The following is a 16,337-nucleotide window of genomic DNA, read 5'->3' as shown; positions in this document are numbered from 1 at the left end:
GTTCAGGAAAATTGCAAATGGATCAGTCGCTGCATCGTGCCGGGGGCGCAGTAAGGCCGTTCGATGTGACGCATCGCATGGTGATGCTGATCGCCATACCGATGACGCTTGCAGCGATTACCACTCCGCTTCTGGGGCTTGTCGATATGGGCGTCGTCGGCCAGATGGGACAGGCCGAGCTGATCGGCGGTCTGGCCATCGGAGCGTTGGTCTTTGACTTCCTGCTGTCGATGTTCAATTTCCTGCGTTCGGGAACGACCGGTCTCGTCGCGCAGGCGGTGGGCGCGGAAGATGCCGTCGAAGAACAGGCCATTTTCTGGCGAGCGATCACCATCGCCGTGATCGCAGGCGGCCTGATGATCCTGGGGCTGCCGCTCATCATTGCTGTTTCGTCGGGTTTCATGCATCCGACATCGGCCACGCAGGAAGCGCTGGCGACCTATGTTTCGATCCGAATGCTGTCGGCTCCGGTTGCACTCGTCAACTATTCCATCCTCGGGCTGGTTCTCGGGCGCGGGCAGGGCATTGTCGGTCTTGGCCTGCAAGTGCTGTTGAACGGTATCAATATCGTTCTTTGCATCATTCTGGGGCTGGAGCTTGGCTGGGGTGTCACCGGTGTCGCCTGGGCGACCGTGACCGGCGAGACGGTCGCGGCCCTTGTCGGCATGTTCGTGGTGCTGCGACATTTCCGCAAGGATGCGACCATCCGTCCCGACCGCGCGCGCATATTCCAGAAGGAAGGAATTTTGCGGATGTTCGCGGTCAACCGCGATATCATGATCCGCTCGTTTTTGCTTCTGACGGCTTTCGCGTTCTTCACGCGCGCAGGCTCGGATCTTGGGGCGGTAACGCTCGCCGCCAATGCCGTTCTGATGAATTTCTTCCTTGTCGCCGGCTTTTTCCTCGACGGCATGGCGGCGGCGGCCGAACAGATCGTCGGGCGGTCGATCGGCGCGCGCTACAGCCCCGCCTTCCTGCGGGGAACGAAACTTACTTTCATGTGGGGGCTGGTGATGGCGGGCATCGTCGCCTTCTGCCTGCTGGTTTTCGGTGACGCGATTATCGGTCTTCTGTCGAAGGCCGAAGATGTCCACGCCGAGGCTTTGAAATATCTGCCCTGGGCCGCGCTGACGGGTATTACCGGGCTGCTGGCCTTCCATATGGATGGCGTCTATATCGGCGCGACCTGGTCCCGCGACATGCGCAACATGATGTTCCTGTCGCTGGCCTTCTTTCTGACCGTACTTTATGCGGCAAAGCCCGCGATGGGCAACCACGGGCTTTGGCTTGCGATCAACCTGTTCCTGTCGATCCGCGGCATCACGCTTCTGGCAATCCTGCCGCGGCGTTATCGCATGGAATTTGCCTGACAGGCTACGGCGCGTCAGGCTGGAAGTGTGCGTGTCGCCCAATCCCGTGTGTCACGGTCGCGCAGTTCTGCAATGCTGGAAACGCCTTCGCGTTTGACGGTAGCGGACAGTCCGCGCAGGATTTCCGTAGCCAGTCCCGGTCCGCGATAGATCATGCCGGTATAGAGTTGCACCAGATCGGCACCGGCCCTGATCTTGGTCAAAGCGGTTTCGGCACTATCGATCCCGCCCACGCCGATCAGCGGCGTGTCCGGGCCGACGCGTTCGCGCATTCGCGCCAGAACGATGGTCGAGCGTTCGAAAAGCGGTGCCCCGGACAGTCCGCCCGCTTCGTCCCGGTTGTCTGCGTTTTTCAAACCGGTACGCGACAGCGTCGTATTGGACACGATGATGCCGTCGAGCTTCTGCTCGGTGGCCTCTGCCGCAATATCGTCCAGCTCCTCATCGGACAGATCGGGGGCGATCTTGAGGAAAACGGGCCGCTTGAGCGTGCACATCCGGCCTTCTTCGTCGCGGGCTTCCAATACACGGCTGAGCAATTCGTGCAGGCTGTCGCGAGCCTGAAGGTTGCGTAGGCCCGGCGTATTGGGCGACGAGATGTTGACCGTGAAATAACGCGCAAGCTGATAAAAGCGCCGAATACCCGCTACATAGTCCGCGATGCGGTCTTCTGCATCCTTGTTGGCGCCGATATTGACACCGACGATGCCGCTCTTGCCCGCGCGCTGCGACAGGCGCTTGAACGCCGCGTCGTGACCTTCATTGTTGAAGCCCAGGCGGTTGATCACCGCGTTGTCTTCGATGAGGCGAAAGATACGCGGGCGCGGATTTCCGCTCTGCGGTCGCGGTGTGATCGTACCGACTTCCGTGAAGCCGAAGCCGATTTTCAGCAGGGCGTCCGGCACTTCGGCATTCTTGTCGTAGCCGGCGGCCATGCCGACCGGATTGGGGAACTGCAAACCGGCAACCTTGACGGAAAGCGCGGGATCGTCGGGACGATTGCAGGTCACCATGCCCGTCTTCAGCGCGGTGATGGAAAAACCATGGGCCTGTTCCGCATCGAATGCGAAAAGCGCGCGCCGGCCGAGAGTTTCAAAAAGCCCGCTCATTTATCTTTCAGCTCCGGAAAAACATGGAGACCATCGTTGCCGAGCGGTAATGGCTCGACTTTGAGAACCGCGGCAAGCGGCAATTCGCCATAGAGATGAGGAAAGAGCGCCCCGCCACGCGAGACCTCAAATTTCAGCGCTGCGCCGAGAACGGCTGCATCGACACTGACAAGGAACAGGTCTGACTGACCTGCAAAATGCTTCGCCGCCGTTTCCCGTACCTGTTCCGCCGTCGAGAAGTGGATGAAGCCATCGGCAATATCCACGGGCGCGCCAGTAAAGGTTCCAGCTTCTTCCGCTTGCGTCCACAGTTCGCGTGGAGCGATCTTGTAGATGATCGTGTTGGTCATGGTTGACCTCTAGACTGAATTCCTTGGGAAATCAAAGTCCCTGAAGCATGTCTCCGAAAGCAGGAACCGGTTTCGGGATAAAGACGTGCATCAATATAAACATCCGGCGTTCGATTTTCGTCGCAAAGCTCCCATATGATGGGGAGGATGAAAATGGAAGCCGAAGGAAACGAAGTCATGTTGAGCACAAACACACTTGCGGTCCGCAGTCTGGCAGCAATTGTTTTCTTCGGCGCGGCCTTTGCCGCAACCGGCGCGTTGGCGCAGGAGAATGGCCGCTATCGTCTCGAAGGAACCGAGACCGGCTATGTGCGTCTGGATACGCGGACGGGCGCGATCTCGACTTGCACCGAACAGCAGGGACAGTTTGTCTGCAAGATGGCTACCGAGGATCGCGAGGCCTACGAGAACGACCTCGCGGATTTGCAGGACAGGGTGAAGAAGCTCGAAGACCAGGTCGCCGTGCTGGAAGGCAAGGGCGGAAGCACCGCGTCCGGCTTGCCGACCGAACAGGAATTCGAACAATCCATGAGTTATATGGAACGCTTCATGCGGCGTTTCATGGATATAGCCAAAAGCTTCGACAGCGAACCCGAAAGCCCGGCTGACGGGGCCGAGCCGGGCGGGAAGATGTAGTCTGGATTAGAAAAAGGCGCCCTTGGGCGCCTTTTTCTAATGGGCGAAACGTTTCGTGGCTTCGATCAGCTCATGGGTAATGCCCGGTTCGGTAACGGCATGTCCGCTGTCTTCAACGATTTTCAGATCGGCTTCCGGCCACATTTTCTTCAACTGCCACGCATTGATGAACGGTGTGCAGATATCGTAGCGGCCATGGACGATCACGCCGGGAATATGCCGGATGCGCTCGACATTGCGCAAAAGCTGGTCGTCGCTTTCGAGGAAGCCGCGATTCTGGAAATAGTGGCATTCGATACGCGCGAAGGCGATGGCATATTGGTCTTCGCCAAACGCATCGACACGGGAGGGATCGGGAAGAAGCGAAATCACGGAGCCTTCCCAGCGCGCCCAGCGGCGGGCGGCTTCGAGCTGGATTTGCGGATCGCGATCGGTCAACCGCTTGTAATAGGCTGCAATCATGTCGCTGCGTTCGGCTTCCGGAATGTGTTCCTGATAAGCCTCGAAATGATCGGGGAAAATAATGCTCGCCCCGTTGGAATACATCCAGTCGACTTCGAAGCGACGCACCATGAAAATGCCGCGCAGGATGAGTTCGGCCACGTGGTCGGGGTGTGTTTCGGCATAGGCGAGGCCCAGCGTCGAACCCCAGGAGCCGCCGAACACCTGCCACTTCTCGATACCGAGATGCGTGCGGATATGCTCCATATCGGCAACAAGGTCCCACGTGGTATTTTCGCGCAGTTCCGCGTGAGGGGTCGAGCGTCCGCAACCGCGCTGATCGAACAGGATGATGCGGTAGCGTTCCGGGTCGTGCAGGCGGCGCATCGTCGGCGTGATGCCGCCGCCCGGTCCGCCGTGAATCATGATGACCGGCTTGCCGTCGGGATTGCCGCACTGTTCGACATGGATGCGATGCAGCGGAGAAACCTGCAGCATCTCTTCCTTGAACGGTTCGATTTCTGGGTAAAGCGTGTTGCGCGTCATGAAATGCCTTTGTCTCCCTTCCAACTCGATGGTGGAGGTGCTCTTATGTTGTTTTTGACCCTAGCATAGAATGCGGCCAGATGGCGGCAATGGAATTCGCGAAAAAGGTTAGCAACGTTATTTTTGGTTGCCCGGCCCGAAAATCGGCATAAAACGAAATAATTGGCTGAACAGCCTGCACCGCGAGGGGAGGAGACCTGTAACAATGGCGCGCGAGGCACATGCATTTCATTATCGCTGACGATCACCCGCTTTTCCGGGGCGCACTCCGGCAGGTCCTGTCGGGGCAGTCGCAAGATGTGGAAATTATCGAGGCCGGTGATTTCAACGCTGTCAAGAAACTGGTCGGCGAGAAGGAAGATATCGATCTTCTTCTACTGGACCTGACGATGCCGGGAGGAAGCGGCCTTTCCGGTCTGGTGACGCTGAAGGCCCTCCAGCCGGCTCTCCCCATCATCATCGTTTCGGCAACCGACGATGCTACGACCATTCGCCATGCGGTCGAGCTTGGCGCTTCCGGCTTTATTTCCAAGTCCGCGAGCATGGAAACCATTGGCGAGGCGGTCCGGGCCGTGCTGGCAGGCGAGGTGTGGACGCCCGACGATATCGAACTGGATCATCCGCAGGACCCGGAAATCGAAGCGCTCATTGTCCGGTTGCGCACATTGACGCCGCAGCAGACGCGCGTGTTGACCATGCTTGCGGAAGGCTTGCTGAACAAGCAGATCGCCTATGAACTCGGCGTTTCGGAAGCAACGGTCAAGGCGCATGTCTCGGCGGTGCTGCAAAAACTCGGTGTCGATAGCCGTACCCAGGCCGTCATCCTGCTGTCGCGGATCGGCAACGACATGCTGAACGCAGACTGACTGGATCAGATCGACGCGCTATTGTGCGGCGCTCTGTGCCGAGGCGATGTCCTGTCTCGCATGGTGAAAAAGCGACAGCAGCGAACGGAGCGCCGCCGGTCGCAGCGGCTTGTGCAGGACGGTGACGTTTTCGTCTTCGGCGCGCTGGCGCACCTCCTTCGACCGGTCGGCAGTCAGCAGCACGGCCGGAATCTCTATCCTGAAGGTCTCGCGCGTGAAGCCGATCATATCCAGCCCGTTTTCATGCGTCAGATGATAATCCGCGACAATCGCGTCGGGCGGAACGGATTGCCCGGAACAGTAATCTTTCAGGGCGGCGCCGTTGCGCAGGGTCGTGACCCGGCAGCCCCATCCGTGAAGCAGGGTCTCCATTCCCGAAAGGATGCTGGCATCGTTGTCGATGCAAAGCACGTTCAGCCCCGTCAGTTCCGAGGCGCGTTGAAGCCCGCGTCGGCTCTTCACATCGTCAGCCGGTACTTTTTCGTTTGAGACCGGAATGCGCAATGTGAACGTCGTGCCCTTGCCGGGCGAGGATGACAGCGAAAGCGGCAGCGAAAGCAGGCGGGCGATACGGTCGACGATGGAAAGACCGAGGCCAAGCCCCTCGGCTTCCTGCATCCCTTCGTCCAGCCGTGTGAATTCGCGGAAAACGAGTTTCAACTTCTGCGGCGGTATGCCGATCCCCGTATCGAGAACCTGTAGTTCCACAAAGGTTCCCCGCCGCCGGACACCCAGCAATATGCCGCCATTGCGGCTGTATTTGATCGAGTTCGAGACGAGATTCTGGATCAGGCGCCGCAGCATGTTGCGGTCGGTCCTGACGATCACGCTGGACGGTACGACGCGCAGTTTCAGCCCTTTCCTGGCGGCAAGAGGCGTGAAGTCCGTGGCGATCTGGCTCATCAGCTTGTCGAGGCGAAATGTGGACAGCTCCGGTTTCAGCGAGCCGGTATCGAGACGGGAAATATCCAGCACCATGCCCAGAATGGCCTCGACGGCCTCCAGCGACGAGTCGATATTGCGGGCGAATTCGCTCATTTCGGAGCGCCCGAGTTTTTCGGCAAGGGCGGTGCTGTAAAGTCGCGCGGCGTTGAGCGGCTGGAGGATGTCGTGGCCTGCTGCTGCGAGGAAGCGGGTCTTGCCCTGATTGGCTTCTTCCGCTGCGGTTTGCGCCTTGGCAAGCTTCTGGTTGACGCTGGTCAGTTCCGCCGTGCGGTCAGCCACACGCTGTTCCAGAAGTTCGGCGGCTTTCTGGCGCGCCACATCCGCTTCGACAGCCGCCGTTATATCCGTGTAGGTCGCCACGATGCCACCATCCGGCATCGGGTTCGACTGAGCTTCCAGTACTTTTCCGGTGGACTTCATGGTCATGCGCAAAGGCTGGCGCACTGCGGCCAGGGAGCGAATGACGCCGTTCTGGGCATTGAAGGCGATGTCTCCGCGGCGGCGCAGATATTCCACGATTTCCGACACGGGAATCCCGACTTGCATCACTTCGTCCGGCAGGTCGAAAAGCTTGCGAAATTGCCGGTTCCAGCAGGTCAGCCGCAGGTCTTTGTCGAAAACGGTGATCCCCTGTTCCATCTGGTCGAGAGCGGTCTGCAAAAGGTCGCGGTTTTGCTGCAATGCGGTGGATGCGTCGTCGAGAAGCTGTCGCGCATCGCGCCCGGAGGCGTCGCTCTTCTGCAAAAGCAGCGACAGAACGAGCCGTGCCGATGCGGAGCCGACCGCCGTGCCGAGAAGCTGTTCGGCATAACGAATCAGGGGGGTGTCGACGGTCATGCCCGGATCGAGCCGGCGTTGCTCCCGCCCTTCGAAGCGCAGAAATGCGCGTTCGACGCGTTCGGCGCCAAGGTATCGCCCCATGGTCGTTTTGAGTTCCGAAACGGTCACGGTCGTCCGAAAGCGCTTGAGCGTCGGCGTGGCGATGAAATAGCGCGGCAAAAAGATGCTCGCCTGAATGCGTTCGAGCGGTGTGGAGGCGCGCGACAGGGAGCCGAGCACGTAGAACAGTGTATTTGCCGCCAGGCTCCACGCCACGCCATTGGTCAGCGGCAGTGCGTTCGTCCCGAAGAGCGCTTCGGGACGAAGCGCCGTGAAACCAAGAAAGCCGTCACGCAATATGGCCGCCCCTTCCGGCGCGATGGTCGGAAGCAGGAGCGTATAGGCCCAGATGAGAAAACCTGCCGAGAGCCCCAGCATCGCGCCGCGCCCATTGGCGTTGCGCCAGAACAGTCCGCCGATGAAGGCAGGCACGAATTGCGCGATGGCGGCAAAGGAAACGAAGCCGATGGATGCGAGATGGATATTGTTCGACGTGAAGCGATAATAGGCGAATGCCAGCGCCAGAATGCCGATGATGGTGAGGCGGCGCGTATTCAGGATGATCTTGGTCAGGTCGCGTTGTTCGGCGGCGTGGCGTTTGGCCAGCCTGCGGATGAAAAGCGGCAGCACAAGATGGTTGGAAATCATGATCGAAAGCGCGACGCACGCGACGATCACCATGGCGGTCGCTGCCGAAAGCCCGCCGAGAAACGCGACGAGTGCGAGCCAGTGCGCACCGGCTGACAACGGCAATGCCAGAACGTAAAGGTCGCCGCTGACACTGTTGCCGAGCGTCATCGCACCGATCAGCGCAATCGGAAACACAAAGATGTTGATGAGGACCAGATAGAGCGGGAAAAGCCAGGAAGCTGTGCGCAACTCCTTTTCGCTGCGGCTCTCTACGACCGCCACATGGAACTGTCGCGGCAGCATGATGATGGCTGCGGCGCTCAGCGCCGTCTGGACGATCCATGTTCCGATGGAGGTTTCGTAGTGAAACGCTTCCAGTGCGGCGGACGATTGCGATATCTGGTCGATGAGCTGCGAGGGGGCGCCGAACAAAAAGAAGGTGCAGGCAAAACCAACGGTCAGGAAGGCGCAGAGCTTTATGACGGATTCCAGCGCCACGGCGAGAATGAGACCGTTCTGGTGTTCCGTCGCGTCGGTGTGGCGCGTGCCGAAAAGAATGGCGAACACGGCCAGGACGGCCGCGACCGGCAGCGAGATGTCGCCGAAGAGAAACACCGATGGTCCGACCGCCGCGCCGTAATGTTCCATGACAAGGCCGACGCTTCCGGAAACGGCCTTGAGCTGGAGCGCGATATAGGGAATCGAACCGACGGCGGCGATGCAGGTCGCAAGTGAGGCCACGCCGAAGCTTTTCCCGTAGCGAGCCGCGAGAAAATCGGCAATCGACGTGATGTGTTCCGATTTGGCCAGCCGCACGATATGCCGCAGCAACCTGTTGCCGAGCGTGAAGACGAGGATCGGGCCTATATAGATTCCGAGGAATTCGAGGCCGCGTTGCGCGGAAAGCCCCACGGAACCGAAAAACGTCCAGGACGTGCAATAGACGGCGAGGCTGAGCGCGTAGATGTAAGGACGCGGGGCGATGTTCCAGTGCGAAGTGCGCCGGTCACCGATACTGGCAACGGCGAACAGCAGCAGCAGATAGAAAAAGGCGACACCGATAATTCCCCAGCCCTGCATAGCCGGTTCGTTCCTTCCCTCGCTCACTCAGGCACGAAATGACGCAAGCACTTTCGAAGGTTTCACGCAAGATTATTGGCGAAAAAACAGTGCATTCCCGCTGCTTTATCTTTTCTTTGATAATTTTCGCCTACACACTGGAAATGCAGCCTGGGAAAAGAACGTCGTTTTTCCGTCAGGTTCGCACGAAAACAGGCAGACCGGCTTTCGTTCGGGAAAACGTTCTGCTGTCCGCCGCCAGTTCATCTGGTGCCCAGTTGATTTGGCGAACGCCGGTCGCATAGACGGCCCATTATAGCGGTTCGCGTTCGTGAGGGAGACAGGCTAATGCTAAAGGAATTCAGGGAATTCGCTCTGAAGGGCAATATGGTCGATCTGGCCATCGGTGTCATCATCGGCGGGGCATTCGGTGGCCTCGTCAATTCCGTCGTCAACGATATTATCATGCCGATCATCGGTCTGATTACCGGCGGTATGGATTTCTCGAATATGTTCATTCAGCTGGCGGGCGAACCGAAGTCCACGCTGGCCGCAGCCCGTGAAGCTGGCGCAACGCTCGCATATGGCAATTTCGTCACGCTTCTCATCAACTTCCTGATCATCGCCTGGGTTCTGTTCCTTGTCGTCAAGGCCATGAACCGTCTGAAGAAGAAGGAAGAAGAAAAGCCGCAGCCGGAGCCGGAAGCGCCGCGTGAAGAAGTGCTGCTGGCGGAGATCCGCGATCTTCTTGCAAAGAAAGCCTGATCGTTTCGTATAATCGAATGGAACGGAGCCTTTTGGCTCCGTTTTCTTTTGATCCATAAATTCGCTTGATCGGATCATCACAAAATGCCGCGTGATTTCGGCTGTCTGCCTTGGTAAGCACGAGGTCCAGGAGTCCGTTCGAAAAGGCGTCATGAGCGGCTGCAAATGGCAATTTTCTGCGTTCCGGTGCTCATGTACGTCCAGTACTATTCAAGCTCCGCTACTCGAAAATCACCATTTTCGCACACACATGCCGCTTTTTGATTCAGGCTCTAAATCATAATCCTTAACGGGGAAATCATGACGCTCATCGCCAATCTTCGTCGGGAAGCTGCCCGATCGCCGGAAAGTGGTATCGTGGCGGTTGCCAATCACGGACGCGGACGCGAAGGTCTCATTCCGCTCTGGGTGGGCGAGGGCGACCTGTCTACGCCGGATTTCATCCGCGACGCGGCCCAGAAGGGCATTGTCGACGGCGAGACATTCTACACCTGGCAGGCCGGTATTCCTGAACTGCGTCAGGCTCTGGCCCATTATCATTCGCGCCATTTCCCACTGCCGTTGAAGCCTGAGAATTTTTACGTCACCGGGTCGGGGATGCACGCGATCGACATGGCGATCACGGCCACCATGGGCGCGGGCGAGGAAACGATCTACCTGTCGCCCGCCTGGCCCAACTTCGTCGGCGCGGCAGGACTTGCGGGGGCCGTGCCCGTGCCGGTCGAACTGGAATTTGGCGCCAATGGCTGGGTGCTCGATCCTGAAAAGATCGCCGCCGCCGTTACGCCGCGCACGCGGGCACTCTTCATCAATACGCCGTCCAATCCCACCGGCTGGACGGCGGATCGCGAGACGCTGCAATTCATCCTCGATCTTGCCCGCAAACACGGCCTCTGGATCATTGCCGACGAGATTTATACCCATTTTCATTATGGCGGCGGTCGCGCGCCGTCCTTCATGGATATCATGGAGCCGGACGACCGTATCATCTTCGTCAACTCCTTCTCCAAGAACTGGGCAATGACCGGCTGGCGGCTGGGCTGGATGACGGTGCATCCATCGCTCGGCCCGGTTATCGAAAACCTGATCCAGTATTCGAATTCCGGGGTGGCGCAGTTCATGCAGCGCGGAGCCGTTGCCGCGCTCGATGAGGGGGACGGCTTCATCTCCATGCAGGTCGAGCGGGCCAGGTCCACGCGCGACAGCCTGTTCGCGGCCCTGCAATCGACGGGTAAGGTGCGCCTGGCGCCGCCGCAGGGTGCTTTTTATCTCTTTTTCGGTGTCGATGGGGTCACGAATTCGGTCGAAGCGGCCATCGACATGGTGGACAAAGCCAATGTCGGTCTCGCTCCGGGCAGCGCCTTCGGACTTGGCGGAGAAGGTTTCTTCCGCCTGTGCTTCTGCCGCGACCCGGAACAGGTAGACGAAGCCGCCGAACGGCTCGTACGCTGGATCGAAAAGCTCTGACTTCACCGCGTTCGCGTTGAACTGGCGCGAGGCGAACGGTTTGCGGCGACCTTCATAAGACGCTGGAATGTCGGACATTCCATATGACTTTCAGCCGGACACGTGGCTGCGTGGCGCAGCCCGTCCCGGAGCGCTGCCAGATGTGCGATTGTGCGGTCAAGATCGTCGGCCTTCGCTGAAAGGGTTTCCCGGCTGATCGATACACGGCCGTCAGGCCCGAACATGCCCGCAATATCGTCGAGCGAAAAACCCGCAGCCTGACCGAGGGCGATCAGGGACAGTTTAGTCACAACGCCGGGATCGAAAACGCGGCGCAGGCCCCGGCGGCTGTGTGAGGCGATAAGCCCCCTTTCTTCATAATAGCGCAGGGTCGACGCGGGAAAACCCGTCATCCTGGCAACCTCCGCAATGTCCATATCTTTCATATTGACCTCAAGTCGGCTTTAACTTGTAGGATTAGCCCTTTCGAATATCCGCGCAAGTGGAAAGGGAAGGTAAATGCTTGTTTTTCAGGTCGTTTTCATCGGTGCGGGAGCAACACTCGTCACGGATATCTGGACGGTGGCCAGAGGGTGGCTGTTTGGCGTTGCAAACATGGATTATGGGCTGGTGGGGCGCTGGTTCGGGCATATGCTGCGCGGGCGCTTCATGCATGAGCGCATTGGAGCCAGCCCGCCGGTTCAGGGCGAGAAAATTCTGGGCTGGAGCGTTCATTACGCTATCGGCGTGCTGTTCGCGGCCATTCTGGTCGCGACTTGCGGATTGGAGTGGATGCAGTCGCCACGGCTTCTGCCAGCGCTCGTCTTCGGACTGACAACCGTTGCTGCTCCATTTTTCATCATGCAGCCGGGAATGGGCGCGGGGATCGCGGCGCGAAAGACGCCGAAGCCCTGGGTCAGCAGGGGATGGAGCGTCGTGACGCATCTCTGGTTTGGCGCGGGTCTGTACCTCGCGGCTCTCGTGGCCGGATTAATCTTCTGAGGTCATGAAAAAGGCCGGTCAAGCCGGCCTTTTACCCAATCAGATCGGTGCTCTAACCACCCGCCTTCGACACCATCAGCGGAATAATCCGCTCGGAGCTTGCGGGCTGGGAAATGGCAGGTTCCGCATAGGGGATGCCAAGCGTGTCCCACACTTCCACCAGTGCATCCTTGAGACCGTCGATCAGCGCATCGTCGTGCAGCGGCGACGGCGTGATGCGAAGGCGCTCGGTTCCGCGCGGGACGGTGGGATAGTTGATCGGCTGGATATAGATGCCGTGAACGTCGAGCAGGCGGTCGCTTGCCTTCTTGCAAAGCTCGGGGTCACCGACCAGAATGGGTACGATATGCGTTTCCGACGGCATGACCGGGAAACCTGCCGCGGACAGCACATCCTTGGCGCGCTGCGCCTGACGCTGCTGGCCGTCGCGTTCCACCTGCGACGTCTTCAGATGCCGGATGGCCGCGGTTGCGGCTGCGGCAACCGCCGGCGGCAGGGACGTCGTGAAGATGAAACCCGGCGCATAGGAGCGCACGGCGTCGATAATCGCGCGTGAGCCGGTAATGTAGCCGCCAAGAGCGCCGAATGCCTTGGCCAGGGTGCCCTCGATGATATCGATGCGATGTGCGAGGCCGTCGCGTTCGGTGATACCGCCGCCGCGTGCGCCATACATGCCGACCGCATGGACCTCGTCGATATAGGTCATGGCGTTATATTTGTCGGCCAGATCGGCAATCTTCTCGATGGGCGCGATGTCGCCATCCATGGAGTAGACCGATTCGAACACGATCAGCTTGGCGCGGGAACGGTCAGCCGTCTTCAGAAGCTGTTCGAGATGTTCGACATCGTTATGACGGAAAATCTTCTTTTCCGCACCGGAGCGGCGTACGCCTTCAATCATGGAAGCGTGGTTCAGCTCGTCGGACAGAATCAGGCAGTTTGGCAACAGGCGGGCAATCGTCGAGATCGAAGCTTCGTTGGATACGAAACCCGAGGTGAAAACGAGACCGGCTTCCTTGCCGTGCAGATCGGCGAGTTCCGTTTCCAGTTCGACCAGCGGGTGATTGTTGCCCGAAATATTGCGTGTGCCACCGGAACCGGAACCTGCCACGCTGGCCGTGCCGCACATGGCGTCGATCACATCGGAATGGTGGCCCATGCCGAGATAATCGTTGGAACACCACACGGTGATCTCGCGTGCGGTGCCATTGTTACGCCAGATAGCGCGGGGGAAACGTCCGACGATACGCTCAAGATCGGCAAAAACGCGGTAACGTTTCTCGGCGTGCAGCTGGTCGATCGCTTCTTCGAAAAAACGGCGATAGTCCATAATGCGCTCCTTAATCTGTGTCTTACTAGCGCTTTTGGCTCCAGCCGTCCATGGCGCAATGGTGGGCAATTTGCCACGTTTTGATGAAGCAGCCTTGATTGAAATCAACTAGAGCATTTCCAGCAAAAGTGGGAACCGGTTTTGCGTCCGGAAATGCGTAAAAACAAATAGATTGAGCGGTTCCAACGATTCCATTTAAACAGGAACCGCTCTAGATGGGGTCATTCCGGCTTCGGGAGCTCTCCTTGTGGGCGTTCACGAAGCATATCGGGATATTGCGCGAAGTGATCGGTTTCGTCATGGAGGCGCTTGAACGAAAGCATAGAAAACGCCAGCTATTTCAGGCAATCCTCTGACAGCTTGGCGCTTACATGAAATCAAGGCATACGGTGATGAATTATCCAGTTTCCAGGCCGGAAGACTGGACCGCATACTGGCACGCTTCGCCGACGCGATACCTTAGGTTGAAACTACGCCATTTGCGCCTGTCAGCCTTGAACAGGAAACATGAGGCCGTGCTCGCCTCCGTGAAAGGAGAGCCGGAAGCCTTGCGGCCGAACGATCTGCCTCTGGTCTGCGTGGTTCGTAACGCTGCCCCTTATCTAAGGTCGTTTCTTCGATATTATCGTGGATTGGGTGTAACCCGTTTCATCGTCGTCGATGACAGGTCCGATGACGGCACGCTCGATATTCTGACGGAAGCCGGCGATGTCGATCTTTTCGCTTCAGGGCTGCGATATTCCGAAGCCGATCGCGGTCGCGTATGGCGGGATGCATTGTTCACGCTCTACGGACGCGGGCGCTGGTATCTCTCGGTGGATGCCGATGAGTTTTTCGTCTTTCCGCGCATGGAACAGCGCAACATTTTCGGTTTCATCGACGAACTGGAAGAGAAAGGCATTTACCGCTGCCTTGCGCCGATGATCGATATGTATCCGGCAGGCCTTCTGCGCGACGGCGTCTTCACCGATGACGGGACGAAATACCCCTTCGAGATTTCGTCGCATTTTGACGGAGACGGCTATACGGCGAAGGCAGAGCGTTTCGGCGTGGCTTTCCGTGGCGGGCCGCGCCAGCGGCTGTTCGGCCGCAGTATGCGTCTGTCGAAGTTCCCTCTCATCTGGGTCGACAGGGACACGGATTATCGTCGCGGCAGCATCCACGGGCCCGGACCTTGCGTCCGCAATTTCCTGCCTGCGACCGGTGCGCTGCTGCATTACCGCTTTTCCTCGCTATCGCTCGAGGAGTTCAGGCGGATCGCGCTCGAAAAGGGACACGCCGGCGGGTCCGAACATTACCGGGCGATCGTCGAGAACGAACGATTTTCCAGTGAACTGTCACTCCTCTATGAGGGGTCCGTACACTATACCGGACCGGAATGTCTTGTTAAGCGCGGCTTCATGGCGGATATCGCGGAAATTGACGGCCGGTCCCGCTGAAGGCGCACATTACCGCATAAGCGTTTTCGCCAGGAACTGCAGCCAGATATCGTTGCGCCTGATGGTCAGGCGCGGGATGCCGAACGGATCGTCGGTGGGCCGGGCCCGGCGCCTTTCTGTCGTCACGGCATATTTATAGCCCGCAGCTTCGACAATCTCGCGCGTCGCGCCATTCTCTCCGCCATAGGGATAAGCAAAGGACACGACTTCCTCGCCCAGCATATCCTCGATTCTGGCGCGAGATTGGCTGATCTGGGCCGTGGCCTCCTGCGCATTGGTATCCGGCAGAAAGACGTGGTCCAGCGTATGCGATCCGACTTCATGGCCCAGACCTGCCCATTCTCGCATTTCCGTCTGGCTCATGCAGTTCGCACGGGCGACGCCGACCGGCTGGTCCCAGAGGTTGAAGCCGCCGATCTGGTTGGCCACGAAATAATTCGTGGCGGTGAAGCCGTACTCCTCCAGAACGGGCGCGGCGTTTCGCAGTACATTCTCGAACCCGTCATCGAAGGTAATGACCGCGACCTTGCCCTGCTTGCCCCCGTAAATATAGGGAATGGCGTCCCTGAGCGACAATCCGCGATAGCCCAGCCGTTTCAGCCACGCCATCTGATTGCGGAAGCGATCCGGATGCACGGTCATGCTGCGAAAGGGCGCGCGACGCTTCGGCGGGATGTCGATCTGATGATAGAGAAGGACCGGTATTAGCACGTGGAACCTCATTGCGCGGCGCGTGAGCGCGATTTGATCTTCCAGCGGTAGAGCGGGCGCAATATCTCCCGCTTCAGCTTGTCGGGCAGCGAGCGCGATTTCTGGATGGTGCTGCCGCCAAGGCGGGCTGAAACCTCGGTAACGCCGCCCGGCAATACGGAAAGCGGCCTCAGTCCGGTGATCCAGTTCATCTGCGCGGTCGTATCGACAGGCCGGTCGAAGATTTCGGTGGCCGCAAGCAGGTTTCGCGCCGCCTCACGGCCGACAAGTTGGGCAACCATGCCGAGGCCGACGGGCGCGGGTTCTATGATCCGCACATCCCGCTCGCTCAGCACCTCGCGGCCGGTTTCGCGCTCGCGAAACGGAAAGCGGATGAAACTGTCTACGCTCAGCACCTCACATGCAGCCGCATATGCCGTTTGGAATTGTGAGGTCAGTTCGATGTCGTCTTCGATAACGAAACCGGCTTCCAGCTCCTGATCGACAATCGCCTGCCATGCCTTGCGGTGTGAAAGAAAGCAGGCGATTTCGTTTGTGCTGAGCTGGAACGGATACCGGGGCTTGTGCACCGACCGCCGATAAACCCGTGCAATCGTTGCAGCATCGAGGCTGCGCCCGTCAACGGCATCCACGACCTCGGCTTCGACAGGCAGCTTTTCGATAAGTTTCTCGACCTGGGGCCGCCGGTCTCCGGCGCGCTCCAGATGGATGATGAACGCCTTGACGGCCCTGGCCGGGCCGTCAGCGGGGATTATGTCGGGTCGCTTTTCGATCATGATCCCCATTTACCTTCAAGCGCGGGAAAAAGCTTCA

At 58.9% G+C, this 16,337-nt stretch carries 15 protein-coding genes and 1 pseudogene; 8 read left to right on the top strand and 8 right to left on the bottom strand.

The features are described from left to right. Positions 1-17: 17 nt before the first annotated feature. Positions 18-1,370: an MATE family efflux transporter gene (locus FHS76_RS10830; protein ID WP_183652010.1), complete on the top strand. Its 1,353-nt coding sequence runs from the start codon at positions 18-20 to the stop codon at positions 1,368-1,370. 14 nt (positions 1,371-1,384) lie between these two features. Here the strand turns inward: FHS76_RS10830 and FHS76_RS10825 are convergent, their stop codons facing one another. Together FHS76_RS10825 and FHS76_RS10820 are read right to left on the bottom strand one after the other, a co-directional pair. Beyond that, positions 1,385-2,479, bottom strand: a complete 1,095-nt coding sequence (locus tag FHS76_RS10825) for a quinone-dependent dihydroorotate dehydrogenase (RefSeq protein ID WP_183652007.1) — start codon at positions 2,477-2,479, stop codon at positions 1,385-1,387. Continuing rightward, positions 2,476-2,829 carry a DUF952 domain-containing protein gene (locus FHS76_RS10820; protein WP_183652004.1) on the bottom strand — a complete coding sequence of 118 codons (354 nt, stop codon included), beginning with the start codon at positions 2,827-2,829 and terminating at the stop codon, positions 2,476-2,478. Before FHS76_RS10820 ends, FHS76_RS10825 begins: the two co-directional genes overlap by 4 nt. Positions 2,830-3,006: 177 nt before the next feature. Between FHS76_RS10820 and FHS76_RS10815 the strand changes: the two genes are divergently transcribed. Continuing rightward, complete coding sequence (locus FHS76_RS10815) at positions 3,007-3,465, top strand: hypothetical protein (protein WP_183652001.1); 459 nt, start codon at positions 3,007-3,009, stop codon at positions 3,463-3,465. A gap of 36 nt (positions 3,466-3,501) precedes the next feature. Here FHS76_RS10815 and pip read toward each other — a convergent pair whose 3' ends face one another. Then, positions 3,502-4,452 (bottom strand): prolyl aminopeptidase, encoded by a 951-nt coding sequence (gene pip, locus FHS76_RS10810; protein ID WP_183651998.1) that lies wholly within the window; start codon positions 4,450-4,452, stop codon positions 3,502-3,504. A gap of 221 nt (positions 4,453-4,673) precedes the next feature. Here pip and FHS76_RS10805 point away from each other — a divergent pair, with 221 nt between their 5' ends. Further along, entirely contained in the window at positions 4,674-5,318 is a 645-nt protein-coding gene (locus tag FHS76_RS10805) for a response regulator transcription factor (RefSeq protein ID WP_183651995.1), read from the top strand. Between the two features lie 18 nt (positions 5,319-5,336). Here FHS76_RS10805 and FHS76_RS10800 read toward each other — a convergent pair whose 3' ends face one another. Then, a complete protein-coding gene (locus FHS76_RS10800; RefSeq protein WP_183651992.1) occupies positions 5,337-8,852 on the bottom strand; it encodes a PAS domain-containing hybrid sensor histidine kinase/response regulator in 3,516 nt (1,171 codons plus the stop codon). A 327-nt stretch (positions 8,853-9,179) separates the two neighbouring features. Between FHS76_RS10800 and mscL the strand changes: the two genes are divergently transcribed. The 3 genes and pseudogenes from mscL (at position 9,180) to FHS76_RS10785 (ending at position 11,063) form a co-directional block, all read left to right on the top strand. Then, positions 9,180-9,596: a large conductance mechanosensitive channel protein MscL gene (gene mscL, locus FHS76_RS10795; RefSeq protein ID WP_183651989.1), complete on the top strand. Its 417-nt coding sequence runs from the start codon at positions 9,180-9,182 to the stop codon at positions 9,594-9,596. Positions 9,597-9,761: 165 nt separating this feature from the next. Next, positions 9,762-9,871, top strand: a pseudogene (locus tag FHS76_RS10790) (flagellar basal body P-ring protein FlgI); the annotation flags it as partial. Positions 9,872-9,896: 25 nt separating this feature from the next. Further along, complete coding sequence (locus FHS76_RS10785; protein ID WP_183651986.1) at positions 9,897-11,063, top strand: pyridoxal phosphate-dependent aminotransferase; 1,167 nt, start codon at positions 9,897-9,899, stop codon at positions 11,061-11,063. A 2-nt stretch (positions 11,064-11,065) separates the two neighbouring features. Here the strand turns inward: FHS76_RS10785 and FHS76_RS10780 are convergent, their stop codons facing one another. Next, a complete protein-coding gene (locus FHS76_RS10780) occupies positions 11,066-11,488 on the bottom strand; it encodes a helix-turn-helix domain-containing protein (RefSeq protein ID WP_183651983.1) in 423 nt (140 codons plus the stop codon). Between the two features lie 73 nt (positions 11,489-11,561). Here FHS76_RS10780 and FHS76_RS10775 point away from each other — a divergent pair, with 73 nt between their 5' ends. Then, a complete protein-coding gene (locus tag FHS76_RS10775) occupies positions 11,562-12,044 on the top strand; it encodes a DUF2938 domain-containing protein (RefSeq protein ID WP_183651980.1) in 483 nt (160 codons plus the stop codon). Between the two features lie 52 nt (positions 12,045-12,096). Here FHS76_RS10775 and hemA read toward each other — a convergent pair whose 3' ends face one another. Further along, positions 12,097-13,374 carry a 5-aminolevulinate synthase gene (gene hemA, locus FHS76_RS10770; protein WP_183651977.1) on the bottom strand — a complete coding sequence of 426 codons (1,278 nt, stop codon included), beginning with the start codon at positions 13,372-13,374 and terminating at the stop codon, positions 12,097-12,099. Between the two features lie 515 nt (positions 13,375-13,889). On the opposite strand from hemA, the gene FHS76_RS10765 reads away from it, so the two are divergent. After that, a complete protein-coding gene (locus FHS76_RS10765; protein ID WP_328700471.1) occupies positions 13,890-14,813 on the top strand; it encodes a glycosyltransferase family 2 protein in 924 nt (307 codons plus the stop codon). A gap of 9 nt (positions 14,814-14,822) precedes the next feature. On the opposite strand, the gene FHS76_RS10760 is transcribed toward FHS76_RS10765, so the two are convergent. Together FHS76_RS10760 and FHS76_RS10755 are read right to left on the bottom strand one after the other, a co-directional pair. Further along, on the bottom strand, positions 14,823-15,536 hold the full coding sequence (locus tag FHS76_RS10760) for a polysaccharide deacetylase family protein (RefSeq protein WP_210306071.1): 714 nt from the start codon (positions 15,534-15,536) through the stop codon (positions 14,823-14,825). Next, positions 15,533-16,300 carry a glycosyltransferase family 25 protein gene (locus FHS76_RS10755; protein WP_183651968.1) on the bottom strand — a complete coding sequence of 256 codons (768 nt, stop codon included), beginning with the start codon at positions 16,298-16,300 and terminating at the stop codon, positions 15,533-15,535. The genes FHS76_RS10760 and FHS76_RS10755 overlap by 4 nt, the downstream gene beginning before the upstream one ends. Between the last annotated feature and the right edge of the window lie 37 nt (positions 16,301-16,337).

Origin of the sequence: Brucella daejeonensis (assembly GCF_014199265.1) — a bacterium.
GTDB lineage: Bacteria > Pseudomonadota > Alphaproteobacteria > Rhizobiales > Rhizobiaceae > Brucella > Brucella daejeonensis.
This window is presented reverse-complemented; position numbering and strand designations above follow the sequence as displayed.

What these genes read in the sequence shown, in the direction of transcription:
- FHS76_RS10830 (WP_183652010.1), top strand. Translation starts at nt 18, where the DNA reads ATGGATCAGTCGCTGCATCGTGCCGGGGGCGCAGTAAGGCCGTTCGAT.
- FHS76_RS10800 (WP_183651992.1), bottom strand. Translation starts at nt 8,852, where the DNA reads ATGCAGGGCTGGGGAATTATCGGTGTCGCCTTTTTCTATCTGCTGCTG.
- pip (WP_183651998.1), bottom strand. Translation starts at nt 4,452, where the DNA reads ATGACGCGCAACACGCTTTACCCAGAAATCGAACCGTTCAAGGAAGAG.
- FHS76_RS10820 (WP_183652004.1), bottom strand. Translation starts at nt 2,829, where the DNA reads ATGACCAACACGATCATCTACAAGATCGCTCCACGCGAACTGTGGACG.
- mscL (WP_183651989.1), top strand. Translation starts at nt 9,180, where the DNA reads ATGCTAAAGGAATTCAGGGAATTCGCTCTGAAGGGCAATATGGTCGAT.
- FHS76_RS10815 (WP_183652001.1), top strand. Translation starts at nt 3,007, where the DNA reads ATGTTGAGCACAAACACACTTGCGGTCCGCAGTCTGGCAGCAATTGTT.
- FHS76_RS10760 (WP_210306071.1), bottom strand. Translation starts at nt 15,536, where the DNA reads ATGAGGTTCCACGTGCTAATACCGGTCCTTCTCTATCATCAGATCGAC.
- FHS76_RS10775 (WP_183651980.1), top strand. Translation starts at nt 11,562, where the DNA reads ATGCTTGTTTTTCAGGTCGTTTTCATCGGTGCGGGAGCAACACTCGTC.
- FHS76_RS10755 (WP_183651968.1), bottom strand. Translation starts at nt 16,300, where the DNA reads ATGATCGAAAAGCGACCCGACATAATCCCCGCTGACGGCCCGGCCAGG.
- FHS76_RS10805 (WP_183651995.1), top strand. Translation starts at nt 4,674, where the DNA reads ATGCATTTCATTATCGCTGACGATCACCCGCTTTTCCGGGGCGCACTC.
- FHS76_RS10785 (WP_183651986.1), top strand. Translation starts at nt 9,897, where the DNA reads ATGACGCTCATCGCCAATCTTCGTCGGGAAGCTGCCCGATCGCCGGAA.
- hemA (WP_183651977.1), bottom strand. Translation starts at nt 13,374, where the DNA reads ATGGACTATCGCCGTTTTTTCGAAGAAGCGATCGACCAGCTGCACGCC.
- FHS76_RS10825 (WP_183652007.1), bottom strand. Translation starts at nt 2,479, where the DNA reads ATGAGCGGGCTTTTTGAAACTCTCGGCCGGCGCGCGCTTTTCGCATTC.
- FHS76_RS10780 (WP_183651983.1), bottom strand. Translation starts at nt 11,488, where the DNA reads ATGAAAGATATGGACATTGCGGAGGTTGCCAGGATGACGGGTTTTCCC.